Source organism: Plesiocystis pacifica SIR-1, from assembly GCF_000170895.1.
Taxonomy (GTDB): Bacteria; Myxococcota_A; Polyangia; order Nannocystales; family Nannocystaceae; genus Plesiocystis; species Plesiocystis pacifica.
Map to the genome: position 1 here is coordinate 1 of NZ_ABCS01000103.1, position 13,213 is coordinate 13,213.

The window sequence follows — 13,213 nt, forward strand, 5'->3', positions numbered from 1 at the left end:
AAGCCGAAGTGGAAGCCCCCGAGGAGGCGCCCGCCGAGGAAGCGGCGGCCGAAGAAGCGCCCGCCGAAGAGGTGGCAGCCGAGGAGGCGCCCGCCGAGGACGCGGCGGCCGAGGAGGCGCCCGCCGAGGACGCTCCGGCCGAAGCAGCCGAGGAAGCCCCCGCGGAAGCGGCCGAAGAAGCGCCTGCCGAAGACGCTCCGGCCGAGGAGGAGGCGCCCGCAGAGGCGGCCGAAGAGGCGCCCGCCGAGGAGCCCGAGGCCGACGAGGACGAGGACGAGGACGCGAGCGACGAGACCTACACCGACGAGCAACAGGCGCTCATCGACAAGGCCCGGGAGCTCGAGAAGAAGGGCGGCAAGCGTGCCATCGACGGCTGGCGTGCGGCCCACAACGCCATGCCCGACAAGGTCATGCCGCGCGAGCGCCTCAAGGAGCTCTACGTCCAGAACAACAAGTGGAGCAACGTCGCCGATCTGTACAAGGAGCAGATCAAGCGGGCGAAGAGCGACTCCAAGAAGATCGCCCTCAACTGGCAGCTGCTCGGGCTCTACCAAGAGCGCCTGCGCCAGCCGGGCCTGGTCGTCACGACCCTCTCGCAGCTCGAGAAGCTCGTCGAGGCCCAGGGCGACACCGAGGAGCTGCTCAAGGTCGTCGAGGCCCAGCAGGCCCAGTTCGAGAAGATGAAGCGCTGGCCCGACCTCATCAGTCGGATCCGCCGCCGCGCCGAGCTCTACGAGGACCCGGCCAAGAAGACCGAGCTCAACCTCGAGGCCGGCCGCCTGTTCCTGGACAAGTTCAACAACCAGGCCGAGGCGATCAAGAGCTTCGAGGCGGTGCTCGAGAGCGACGAGTACAACGCCGAGGCCCTCGAGAAGCTCAAGGGCCTGTACCAGCGCCGCCGCGACTGGGAGAAGATGATCACGGTCCAGCAAAAGGAGCTGTCGCTGATCGAAGATCCGGTCGAGCGCCAGGCCCAGCTGCTGGAGGTCGCGCGCACGGCCGGCAAGAAGATCAAAAAGCCCGCGATCGCGATCCAGCTGTGGGGCGCGGTCGTCGAGGGCGACCCGACCAACGTCGAGGCCCTCGGGCACCTCGAGCAGATGCAGGAGCGCGAGAAGGACTGGGACGCCCTGTCCAAGACCCTCGAGACCCTGTGCGAGGTCACCGACGACGAGAAGAAGAAGTCGCAGTACCTGGTCAAGCTCGGCCTGCTCTACGCCGACAAGCTCGACGACAACCCCTCGGCGATCCGCACCTGGGAGAAGCTCCACGAGCTCGACCCCAAGAACCGGCGGGCCGCGGACGCGCTCAAGAAGCTCTACCTCGCCGAGGGCGACATGGACTCCCTCGAGTCCTTCTACGCCAAGCAGGACAAGTGGTCCGAGTTCATCCGCGTGCTCGAGCGCGAGGCCGACTCGACCGAGGACAGCGAGCGCACGACCACGCTGACGCTCAAGATCGCCAACCTGTACAAGACGCAGATCGGCAAGCCCGATCGGGCGATCCGCTCGCTCGAGAAGGCCCTGGGCAAGGACGAGAACAACCTGACCATGGCCGAGGCGCTCCTCGAGCTCTACGAGGAGGCCGGGGACGAGCGCAACATCTCCACGCCGCTGCAGATCAAGCTCTCGCACAACGAGGACCCAGACGAGCGCCAGGCCCTGCTCGCGCGCCTGGCCGACCTGGCCGAGCGCGTCCACTCCGACCAGACCCAGGCCTTCCAGTACTGGAAGATGTCCGTGGACGAGGACCACACCCAGGCCGACTCCGCCGAGCACATGCGCCGCTTGGCCGAGGAGACCAACCTGTGGGGTGAGCTGGTCGGCTCCTTCGAGCAGGCCTACGACAAGTACGGCCCCGACGTCGACAGCCTGCCCCTGCGGCTGACCGTCGCCGAGGTCTACGAAAAACGCCTCGCCGACCTCGAGAAGGCCCTCGAGGTCAACAAGCAGATCCTCGAGATCGACCCCGAGCAAGAGACCGCCCTGGCCTCGCTCGAGCGCCTGTACCTGGCGCTGGGCCGCGAGGAGGACCTGCTCAAGGTGCTCAGCACCCAGCTCGAGCTGGCCAGCGACGACGACGAGCGCCGGCAGATCCAAAGCCGCATCGGCTCGATCCACGAGCAGCTCGATCACCCCAAGGAGGCCGTGACGGCCTACACGGCGGTGCTCGACATGGGCGTCGAGGTGCCCTCGGCCCTGGCCGCCCTCGACCGCCTCTACGTCGGCCTCGAGAGCTGGGCCGAGCTGGCGGACATCTTGCGCCGCGAGCTGGCCGTGGTCGAGGAGCACGGCGAGGAGAGCGAGCCGGGCATGCAGCTGCCCGACCGCGCGACGATCCGCCACCGCCTCGGCGTGGTCCTCCAAGAGCACCTCGACGACGCCCCCGAGGCCGTCGAGCTGTTCCGCGAGGTCCTCGAGTACGACCCCGACCACGCCGACGCGCGCGAGCGCCTCGAGAGCTGGCTCGAGCACGAGGACCTCAAGGTCACCGTGGCCACGATCCTGCGCAGCGTCTACCACCGCCGCGAGGAGTGGCCGCAGCTCGTCCGCGTGCTCGAGATCCTCGCCGAGGCCGAGGAGGTCACCCCCGACCGCGTGGTCCTGCTGCTCAAGATCGGTGAGATCCAGGCGCAGCAGCTGGGCGACAGCGCGGCCGCGTTCGAGGCCTACGCCCGCGGCTTCAAGGAGGACGCCGAGGACGAGACGGCCCAGGCCGCGCTCGAGCAGCTCGCCGGCCTCGACGATCGCTGGGAGGCCTTCGCCGAGCTCTACGAGGGCGCGGTCGCCAAGGACCTGCCCAGCGAGCTGATGAAGCAGCTGCTCCACAAGCTCGCCTGGGTCTACGACACCCAGCTGAGCCAGGCCGACAAGGCCGTGGGCTGCTACCAGCGCGCCGTCGACATCGATCCGGAGAACCGCGAGGCCCTCGACGCCCTCGAGGAGCTGTTCCAGCGCGCCGAGGCGTGGGCCGAGCTGCTCGAGGTCTACCGCCGCAAGGTCGAGTCGAGGACGAGCCCGAGCTGCGTCAGAGCCTGCGCTTCAAGATCGCCTACCTGCAGGAGGAGATGCTCCAGCAAAACGACGAGGCGATCTTGACCTACAACGAGATCCTCGCCGACGACGACACCAACATGCAGGCCATCACGGCCCTCGACAAGCTCTACCAGGTCCAGGAGAACTGGGCCGACCTTGCCGAGATCCTCGATCGTCAGCTCGCCCTCGCCGGCGACCCCGACGACATGATCACCCTGAGCCTGCGCCTGGGCGCGGTGCGCCTGCAGAAGCTCAACCAGGCCGGCCTCGCCGTCGAGATCTACCGCCGGGTGTTCGACTACGACCCGGGCAACGAGGACGCGCTCGCGGCCCTCGAGACCCTGCTCGACAACGAGGAGCAGCAGCTCACCGTCGCCAAGATCCTCGAGCCCATCTACCGCACGACCAACGAGTGGTCGAAGCTGATCCTGGCCTACGAGATCATGGTCGCGCGCTCGCTCGACCCGGCCGAGCGCATCGGCCTGCTCCACCAGATCGGCGAGCTCTACGAGATCGCCGGCGAGCAGCCCGACAAGGCCTTCGAGGCCATCGGCCGCGCCCTCAACGAGGACCCGGCCAACGAGGACACCCAGCACCGCCTGGACTCCCTGGCCAACCAGATGGGCACCTACGCCGAGCTCGTCGCCCTCTACGAGGGGGCCATCGAGGACGTCGTCGATGACCAGCTGAGCATCCAGATCCTCGACAAGGTCGCCAAGATCTACGAGACGGTGCTCGACGACGCGGCCCAGGCCGCGGCGAGCTACAACAAGATCCTCGAGATTGATCCCGGCAACTTCGCGGCCATCGACGCGCTGATCGAGGTCCACCGCCGGACGAACAACTTCGAGGCGCTGGTCGGCGCGGTCACCCGCAAGGCCGAGATGGTCGACGAGCCCGAGGACCGCAAGGCCTTGCTGCTCTACGCCGCCGACGTCCGCGAGACCATGATGGAGGACGCCGAGGGGGCCATCGAGCTCTACCAGCAGGTCCTCGCCCTCGACGACGCCGACGCCCGGGCCCTCGACGCCCTCGAGAAGCTCTACCTGGGCCTCGAGAACTGGGAGGCCCTGCGCGACGTCTACCAGCGCAAGACCGAGCTGGCCGAGACCCCGGAGGACCGCCGCGCGGCGCTCCACGTCCTCGGCCAGGTCCACGACCGCGAGCTCGGCGACGTCGAGCGGGCGATCGACACCTACCAGGCCATCCTCGACATCGACCCGATGGACTACGTGGCGATCCAGGCCCTGGATCGTCTGTTCGGCCAGGCCGAGCGCTGGCACGAGCAGCTGCAGATCCTCGAGCAGGCCGTCGAGGTCGCGGACCGCCACGAGGAGCAGACGGCCCTGCGTCACCGCATCGGCGCGCTGTGGGAGGGCCAGCTGGCCGACCCCGTGCGCGCGGTCGAGTCCTACCGCGAGGTCCTGGCCCACGACCCGAGCCACGAGCCGACCATCGAGGCCCTGGACCGCATCGCCCACGGCGACACCCAGCCGATGATGGCCGCCGAGGTGCTCGAGCCCTTCTACGAGCAGCTCGCCGAGTGGGAGAAGCTCATCGACCTCTACGAGGTCATGGTCGAGCACACCGAGGACCCGATCGCCAAGATCGAGCGCCTGCACAAGATCGCCGACACCTACGAGCGCCAGCTCCAGGAGTTCGACAAGGGCTTCGACACCTACGCCCGCGCCCTGGCCATCGACCAGGAGGACGAGACCACCGTCGACCAGATGACCCGCCTGGCCGAGGTCACCGGGGACTGGGAGAAGTACGCCCGGATCCTCGACGAGCAGGCCGAGAACATCATGGACCCGATGGTCAAGGCCAAGATGCTCAAGCGCGTCGCGGCGGTGCAGCTCAACCAGCTGTCCAACGTCGAGAGCGCCATCGAGCACTACCGGGCCGTGCTCAACGAGGACCCGGAGGACGGCGAGGCCATCGAGGCCCTCGACGCCATCTTCAGCCACCTCGAGCGGTGGAGCGACCTGGTCGAGAACCTCCAGCGGCAGATCACGATCACCGACAACGAGGACGACGCCATCGCGCTCCAGTACCGCATGGGCCAGACCCTGCAGATCAACATGAACGATCTGCCCCGGGCCATCGAGGCCTACCGCGAGATCCTCAACACCTCGCAGGAGCACACCCCGAGCCAGCAGGCCCTCGAGTTCATCTTCTACGAGGGCGAGCATCAGCACGAGATCGCCGAGATCCTCGAGCCCATCTACTACGCCGCCGAGCGCTGGGAGCCTCTGGTCAAGCTCGGGGAGGCGCGGCTCGAGTCCATCGAGGAGGCCTCGGATCGCTTCACCGTGATCCAGAGCGTGGCGGAGATCTGCGAGGGCAACCTCGGCGACATCGGTCAGGCCTACCTGTGGTGGCTGCGCGCCTACATGGACGACCCGACCAGCGTGCAGATCACCGATGAGATCGAGCGCCTGGCGGAGGCGACCCAGGAGTGGGGCGCCCTCGTCGACGTCGGCGATCAGATCCTCCAGGCCGAGGACAGCGTGTCCCCGGAGGTTCGCCAGCAGGTCCTGGCCCGCAGCGCGCGGGTCCTCGACGAGAAGCTGCGCGACTACGGCCGGGCCATCGACTACTACCGCGCGGTGCTCGAGCTCGACGGCGAGAACGTCGTCGCGCTCGCGGCCCTCGACCGCATCTACGACGGCGCGTCCATGCACGTCGAGCTGGCCGAGATCCTCCAGCGCCGCATCGGCGTCGAGATGGACTCCGACCTGCTCGTCGAGCTCGAGCTGCGCCTGGCGCAGACCTACGAGTCCTACCTGGGCAACCTCGAGCAGGCCATCGCGGCCTACACCCGGGTGCTCGACAACGCGCCGGACAACGCCCAGGCCCTCGGCCGCCTCGAGGCCCTGTACCTGAGCCAGCACCGCTGGTCGGATCTCTACGACAACTACCAAAAGATGGTGGACGTCGCGAACACCGACGACGACATGGCCGGCTGCTACCAGCGCATGGCCAAGCTGGCCTCCGACGCCCTCGACCGTCCCCTGGACGCCGTCGACCTGTGGGGCCGGGTGCTCGATCTACGCGGCGAGGACCCCCTCGCGCTGAGCGAGCTCGCGGGCCTGCACGAGGGCGCCGAGCGCTGGGACGAGCTGGTCGAGATTCTCGAGCGAATGGTCTACGTGCTCGAGGATCCCACCGAGCGCGTCGACGCCTACCAGCGCCTGGGTCGGACCTACGGCGAGAAGCTCGAGCGCGATCGCCAGGCCCTCGACGCCTGGATCAACGCCCTCGACATCGACCCGGAGAACCTCGAGACCCTCGAGACCCTCAAGCGTCTGTACGAGGAGAGCCAGGCCTGGGTCGAGCTGATCGACATCCTCGGCCGCATGGTCCAGCTGCCCCAGGGCGTGCTCCTCGCCGAGCGCCTGCGCGACCTGTGGGCGCAGATCGGTAGCATCCAGGGCGAGTACCTGATGGCCACCGACGACGCGATCGCGGCGTGGCTGCAGGTCCTGGCCATCGCGGCGGGCGACATGGAGGCCCTCGCGGCCCTCGAGGAGCTCTACACGCAGGAGGCGCGCTGGGAGGAGGCCATCCAGGTCCTCGAGCGCAAGGCCAGCGTGGTCGAGGACGAGGAGGCAAGATCGACGTCCTGATGCAGTCGCGACCATCTACGAGAGAACCTCGAGAACAAGATGCAGCCAGCGGGCCTACATCGAGATCCTCGATCTGCGCCCGGCCACCCGCCGGCCGCGGACGCCCTCGACGCGATCTACCGCGAGACCGAGCAGTGGGACGCCCTCGGCGAGCTGCTGATCACCCGCGCGGAGGTCACCGAGGACGAGGCCGTCGACGAGAAGGTCATGTACCTCCAGCAGGCCGCCAAGGTGAACGAGGAGCAGCAGGGCGACCTCGACAGCGCCTTCGCCATCCTCCAGGTCGCGTTCAACGTCGACTACTCCAACGAGGACACCTCGCGGGAGCTCGAGCGCATCGCGACCATCGGCAACAAGTGGGGCGAGCTGCTCAACGAGTACAACTCGATCGTCAACGAGATCGAGGATCCCCTCGAGCGCTGCGAGCTGTGGGTCAAGATCGGCCGCTGGTACGGCGAGCACCTCGACCGCCCGGACTACGGCATCCAGTCGCTGCACAAGGCCCTGGAGCTGAACCCCGAGAGCGTCAACGCGCTGCGCGAGCTGTCGAACTTCTACCGCCGCGCCGGCCAGTCCGCCGAGCTCGCCGAGACCCTGGCCCGCATCGTGCCCCTCGAGCAGGAGCCCGAGGTCCAGGCCTCGACCCTGCTCGACCTGGCCCAGGTCCAGGAGACCGGCCTGGGTGACCTGCCCGCGGCCATCGAGAGCTACCGTCGGGTGCTCGAGATCGACAGCGAGAGCACCACCGCCCTCGACTCCCTCGCGCGCCTGCACGAGGCCCAGGGCCAGTGGAACGAGCTGGTCGCCGTCCTCGATCGTCGCGCGATGATCATGGACGACCCGGACGAGATCCTCGTCATCCGCAAGCGCATCGGCTCGGTCCAGGAGGTCAACCTCCAGGACGCCGTCGCGGCCATCGAGACCTTCAAGGACATCACGGCCACCGACGCGACCGACCGCGAGGCGCTCCAGGCCCTCGAGCGCCTGTACATGGCGCAGGGCAACATCGACGAGTACCTCGAGACCCTCGAGGCCGAGCTCGACGCGACCGCCGACGTCGACGAGCAGATCGCCATCTACGACAAGATGGCCGTCGCCCTCGTCGAGCACGCGGACGACAAGGAGCGCGCCGCCGACGTGCTCGAGAAGATCCTCGAGCTCGACTACACCCGCGACGAGACCTACCGGAAGCTCGAGGAGATCTACTTCACCCTCGAGCGGTGGACGGAGCTGGTCGAGGCCTACCGCAACCACGTCGAGGCCATCGAGGACGTCCCGACCAAGATCGCCCTGCTTTTGGCGATGGGCGAGGTGTTCGAGAAGCAGGTCGAGGACGTCGACCGGAGCATCGAGTGCTACCGCGAGATCCTCGAGCTCGATCCCAACCACTTCGACGCCGCCAACACCCTCAGCCGCCTGCAGGAGGCCATCGAGGACTGGCCCAGCGCCGTCGAGACCATGGATCGCCTGGTCGGGCTCAACGACGACCCGCAGGCCCGCCTCGAGCTGCTCACCCGCATGGGTCGGGTGTTCTTCCAGAAGCTCGACGACCAGCCCGAGGCCGAGCGTCGCCTCAACGACGCCCTGACCCTCGACCCGGGCCACGTGCCCGCGCTGATCATCCTCGCGGAGATCTACAAGTCCCGCGGTGACTGGCTCAAGGCCGCGCGCACGCTGCAGTCGGCGTCCGACTACTCGAACAACAACTTCGAGAAGACCAACCTCGCGGCCGAGGCCGGCTTCATCTTCCTCGAGGAGCTCGAGGACGAGGGCAGCGCGACCGGGCTGTTCAGCACGGCGATCGCCATCGACCCCGAGCACGTCCGCGTGGGCAAGGTGCTCTCGCGCGTCTACTTCGAGGGCGAGAACTACGAGGCCGCCGACCCGATCTTCGACATGCTCTCGCGCAAGTCGGATCAGCTCGAGCTCGACGACGAGGAGCTCCGGGAGCTCTACCTGAACGCGGCCAAGACCGCGCGCCAGCTCAAGCTCGGGGAGAAGGCGCTCAAGCGCTACAAGTCGGCCTACGACATCGACTCGACCAACCACGAGGTGCTCACGGGCATGGCCGACCTGCTGTTCGAGCAGGAGAACTGGGACCGGGCCTTCAAGCTCTACCAGACCATCCTCGTCCAGCACCGCGACAGCCAGAGCGACGACGACACCGTGCTCGTCTACTACCGCCTGGGCACGGTCAAGCGCCGCCAAAACGAGCCCCGCAAGGCGCTCAACTACATGGAGAAGGCCCTCGAGGTCCAGCCCTTCAACCGGCAGGTGCTCGAGGCGGTCATCGAGCTGCAGTCCGCGGCCAACGACTGGGAGGGCGTGATCCAGGCCAAGCGGGCCCTGGTCGACGTCGTCGAGTCGGACGACGAGCGCTTCGATCTCTACAAGGAGATCGGCGAGCTCTACACCGAGAAGCTCGACAACAAGACCAAGGCGGGCGAGGCCTACATGCAGGCCCTCGACCTGCGGCCCACGGACTTCCCGATGCTGCACACCCTCTTGGGCCTGTACCAAGAGACCAAGCAGTGGGACGAGCTGATCAGCATCATCGACCGCATCGTCGAGATCGAGGACAACGGCCTGCGTCGGAGCCGCTACAACTACTCGGCCGCGGTCGTGTTGCGCGACAACCTCCAGGCCCAGGACGAGGCGATCGATCGCTTCAACATGGTCCTCGACGACGACCCGAAGTACCTCAAGGCCTTCCAGGCCATCGACGCCCTGGTCACCAAGACCAAGGACTGGAAGTCGCTCGAGCGCTCCTACCGCAAGATGATCAAGCGCCTGCCGGCCACCGGCGAGGAGGAGCTGGCGCTCGCGCTGTGGAGCAACCTCGGCGAGATCTACCGGACCCGACTGAACAACTTCCAGTCGGCCGCGGAGGTCTACAACATCGTCGCCACGCAGTTCGACCCGAACAACCCCAAGTGGCAGATCGTCCTCGCGGAGCTCTACGAGCGCCTGCTCGATCAGAACCCCACCGAGTTCGCGCCCAAGGCGGTCGCGGCTCACCAGGCCCTGATCGCCCAGGAGCCCTACCGCATCGAGAGCTACCACGCGCTGTTCAACATCTACCGCGCGAGCAAGCAGACCGACAAAGCCTGGTGCGTCGCGCAGGCCTTGAACTTCCTCAAGAAGGCCAACGACGAGCAGCAGGACTTCTACACCAAGCACCGCCGCGACGGCTTCGTGCGCGCGCGTCAGCGCCTGAGCGAGACGGTCATGCGCCGTCACGTCTTCCACCCCGATCAGGACGCCTACCTGACCGGCATCCTCGGCATCGTCGCCCAGCCGCTCGCGGCCTGGCAGGCCAAGGAGCTCCCGCCGACCATCAAGGCCGAGACCCGGACCGACATCACCCTCGATCCCTCGCCCTTTGCCCAGGTCGCCAAGTACGTCAAGGACGTGCTCAACGTCGGCGCGCCGGACGTCTACCTGCGCCCCAACGAGCCCGGCGACGTCGCCATCATCAACGTCAAGCGCGACGGCGCCGTGCACCCGACCATGGTCGTGTACTCGAACCTGCTGCGCGGCAAGAAGGAGCACCACCTGGTGTTCGCCCTCGGCAAGTCGATGATGGAGCTCTACCCGCCCCACTACGCCTACGTGACCATCGACCGCTCGCCCCAGAGCCTCAAGCAGGTGTTCAAGGCCTGCATGCGGATCTGCGGCATGCAGGTCCAGGGTGAGAACGCCGCGGCGCTCGACTCCATCGCCCGCGAGATCAAGGGCCGGATGAGCGCCGGCATGGTCGACCAGCTCGGCAGCTTGATGAAGAAGTTCATCAACGCCGGCGGGTCCACCGACGTCAAGCGCTGGGCCGCGGCCGTCGAGCTGACGACCTACCGCGTCGGCTTCCTGATGTGCGGCGACCTCCAGACGGCGGCGCTGATGGTCTCGCAGGAGCAGAACCTGCTCGGCTCGACGATGACGCCCAAGGACAAGATCAAGGAGCTGGTGCTCTACTCGATCTCCGAGGACTACTTCGACGCCCGCCGGGGCATCGGGCTGCAGGTCGGCTGAGTCAGGCCGAACTCAGAAGCGAAGGGGGCCCCGAGAGGGGCCCTTTTCTTTTTGAGCGCTGCGCATCGCAGGCAGCACGAAGCCAAGCACAGCGGCTGGGAGAGCCCAGGCCGAGCCCACGGGCTCGACCAGCCTCGCTCTCACCCGGGCTCTTGGGTCGTCCGAAAGGGCGCCGTATGCCGCGGCGAGCCCTGGGGCACGGCGTCCCGCATGCTCCGGACGTTCCAGATCTGAATCGGCTCGCCCTTGCCCTTGACCTGCACGGGCTCGCGCTGCTCCGCGACGATGTGCGGGGCGGCGGCGCGCATGGTCGAGGGCGAGATGATGATCTCGCTGGCCTTGGCCACGCTGCACAGGCGCGCGGCGACGTTCACGGCGTCGCCGATGACGGTGTACTGGAGGGTCTGGCTCGAGCCGATGGCGCCGGCGATGACCGGGCCGGTGTTGATGCCGATGCCGATGTAGACGGGCTCTTGGCCGGCGGCGATGCGGACCCGGTTGAACTCGTCGAGGGCCTTGAGCATGTCGAGGGCGCAGCGGACCGCCAGCACGGGGGCCTCGGGGATCTCGACGGGGGCGCCGAACAGGCCGATGATCTCGTCGCCGACGTACTTGTCGAGGGTGCCGCCGTGCTTGAACAGCACGTCGACCATGAACTCGAAGTAGCTGTTGAGGGTCTCGACCATCTCCTGCGGCGTGTGCCGCTCGGACATGGAGGTGAAGCCGCGGATGTCCGCGAACAACATGGTGACCTCGCGCTCGGCTCCGGCCTGGTCGAGGGTCAGGGCGCCCGAGACGATCTCGTCGACGAGGTTGGGCGAGAGCAGGCGCTGGAACTCGGCGCGGGTCGCCGCCTCTTGCTCGAACTTCTTGGCCAGGCGGAAGTTCTGGATGGCGACGGCGGCCTGGGTGGCGATGCCCGAGAACAGCAGCAGGTCCTTGTCCTGGAAGGCGCCGCTGGCCAGCATGGAGTCGACGTGGAAGGCGCCCACGAGCTGGTCGCCGACGAGCAAGGGCACGCACATGGTCGAGCGGATGCCCTGCATGATGATGCTCTTGGCGGCCTTGAAGCGCTCGTCGACCATGGCGTCCGAGCTGAGCACGGCGGCCTTGTTGCGCTTGACCTCGTCGAGGATGGTGTTGCTCAGGCGGATCTGCTCGTCGGCCCGCTTTTGGCGCACGTAGGCGGGGTTCAGCTCGTCCGAGTCGGGGTCGTAGAGCAGGATCACCGCCCGGTCGGCGCGGATGATCTGGAAGGTCTCGTCGACGATCTGCTGGAGCAGCTTGTCGAGGTCGGTGTCGAGGGCGAGCTTTTGGGACAGCTCGTGGGCGATGCGCAGCTTCTCGTAGTCGGCCTTGAGGGTCGCGATGTCGTGGACCTCGGCCGCGGGCATGAAGCGCTTGCTGGCGTCGATGCGGTTGCGGACCTCGCTCTGGACCTGGCCCGGCATCATGGTGACGCGGGCCTGGTTGCGGGCCTGGACCTGGGCGCGGCGCTGCTGGCCGGCGAGCTGGAAGCGGAAGGTGGTGTTGCCGAGCTGGAGCTCGTCGCCGTCGTTGAGCGCGGCCTCGCCGACGCGCTCGCCGTTGACCATGGTCCCGTTCAGGCTCCCGGCGTCGCGGATCACCCACCTCCCCTGGGGCCCGAGGGTGATCCGCGCGTGCTCCTTGGACACGATGCGGTCGAGGACCTGGATCGTGTTGTCGGGGTGGCGACCGAGGGTGTTGAACGCGATCAGGGGGTACTCGATCGGCGTCTCCCCGAGAAGGATGAGTTTGGCGGACATTCGCCTGTCGGCTCGGCTCTGGGTCGTCTCGGGTCGACGACGGTCGACCCCGAAGTCGGATCGTAGGTCAGCGACGCCCGCGAGATCAACCGCGGAGGTCGGCGTGTGCCCCCTTCCCAAATGCGGGGTCCTGCGCGAGGGGGGAGAGCGGCGTAGAGCCACGCTCTTTGCGCCAACTGCCCGTGACCGCCTCGTGTCATTGCGCTCGTGGGCGCGGGTCGTGGGTGGGGGTCAGCGGGGGCTCAGCGATCGACGATCTCGTCCTGGGGCGGCCCGTCGAGGGTCAGATCGCGCGTTTCGCAGCTCCAACCCGAGCCCCGCCCAGGCCGGGAGCAGAACATCTCGAGCTCGCGCACGACCTCCTTGGACTCGATCCCGAACCCGAAGTGCATCCAGTCCGAATACAGGACGCCGAAGCGGACCTCGTCGTCGCTGTCGACCTCGATCCAGTACTCGGCGTTCGGGTCGTCGACGCCGACGCTCTGGAGGCCCGAGACCATGTCGCGCTTCAATTTCTTGCGCACGTCCTTGTCGGCGAGGTGCCGGGAGGCGGCGCCGGTGAAGGTCGAGGAGGTCTCGTCGAGCACTCGGGTCGCCTCGGACTTGCGCATCGACAGGGGGACGAACACGTAGATGAGGTAGGAGCCCACGACCGCGCCAGCGATCAACAAGATGACGACCAGGTTGAAGGTCCGCGGCTTCTTGTATTTGACGGGTTCCGTCACGGCCTGAC

Annotated in this window: 5 protein-coding genes; 3 read left to right on the plus strand and 2 right to left on the minus strand. The window is 67.5% G+C overall.

Going from position 1 to position 13,213, the window contains the following annotated elements; translation table 11 throughout:
• From PPSIR1_RS50475 to PPSIR1_RS33675, 3 genes are all read left to right on the plus strand, one after another.
• Positions 1-3,098, plus strand: a 3,098-nt coding sequence (locus PPSIR1_RS50475; RefSeq protein ID WP_006975722.1) for a tetratricopeptide repeat protein, incomplete at its 5' end; no start/stop codon positions are given.
• 2,663 nt (positions 3,099-5,761) lie between these two features.
• Positions 5,762-6,664 carry a tetratricopeptide repeat protein gene (locus tag PPSIR1_RS51360; RefSeq protein WP_232296588.1) on the plus strand — a complete coding sequence of 301 codons (903 nt, stop codon included), beginning with the start codon at positions 5,762-5,764 and terminating at the stop codon, positions 6,662-6,664.
• Positions 6,665-6,703: 39 nt separating this feature from the next.
• Positions 6,704-10,693, plus strand: a complete 3,990-nt coding sequence (locus PPSIR1_RS33675; RefSeq protein WP_006975724.1) for a tetratricopeptide repeat protein — start codon at positions 6,704-6,706, stop codon at positions 10,691-10,693.
• Between the two features lie 140 nt (positions 10,694-10,833).
• Here the strand turns inward: PPSIR1_RS33675 and PPSIR1_RS33680 are convergent, their stop codons facing one another.
• On the minus strand, positions 10,834-12,480 hold the full coding sequence (locus tag PPSIR1_RS33680) for an adenylate/guanylate cyclase domain-containing protein (RefSeq protein WP_006975725.1): 1,647 nt from the start codon (positions 12,478-12,480) through the stop codon (positions 10,834-10,836).
• A gap of 242 nt (positions 12,481-12,722) precedes the next feature.
• Positions 12,723-13,205, minus strand: coding sequence for a hypothetical protein (locus PPSIR1_RS33685; RefSeq protein ID WP_006975726.1), 483 nt, complete (start codon positions 13,203-13,205; stop codon positions 12,723-12,725).
• Positions 13,206-13,213: the final 8 nt, after the last annotated feature.

Bases quoted from the DNA above. Each gene is read 5' to 3' on its own strand.
- PPSIR1_RS51360 (WP_232296588.1), top strand. From the start codon at position 5,762: ATGGACTCCGACCTGCTCGTCGAGCTCGAGCTGCGCCTGGCGCAGACC.
- PPSIR1_RS33675 (WP_006975724.1), top strand. From the start codon at position 6,704: ATGCAGCCAGCGGGCCTACATCGAGATCCTCGATCTGCGCCCGGCCAC.
- PPSIR1_RS33680 (WP_006975725.1), bottom strand. From the start codon at position 12,480: ATGTCCGCCAAACTCATCCTTCTCGGGGAGACGCCGATCGAGTACCCC.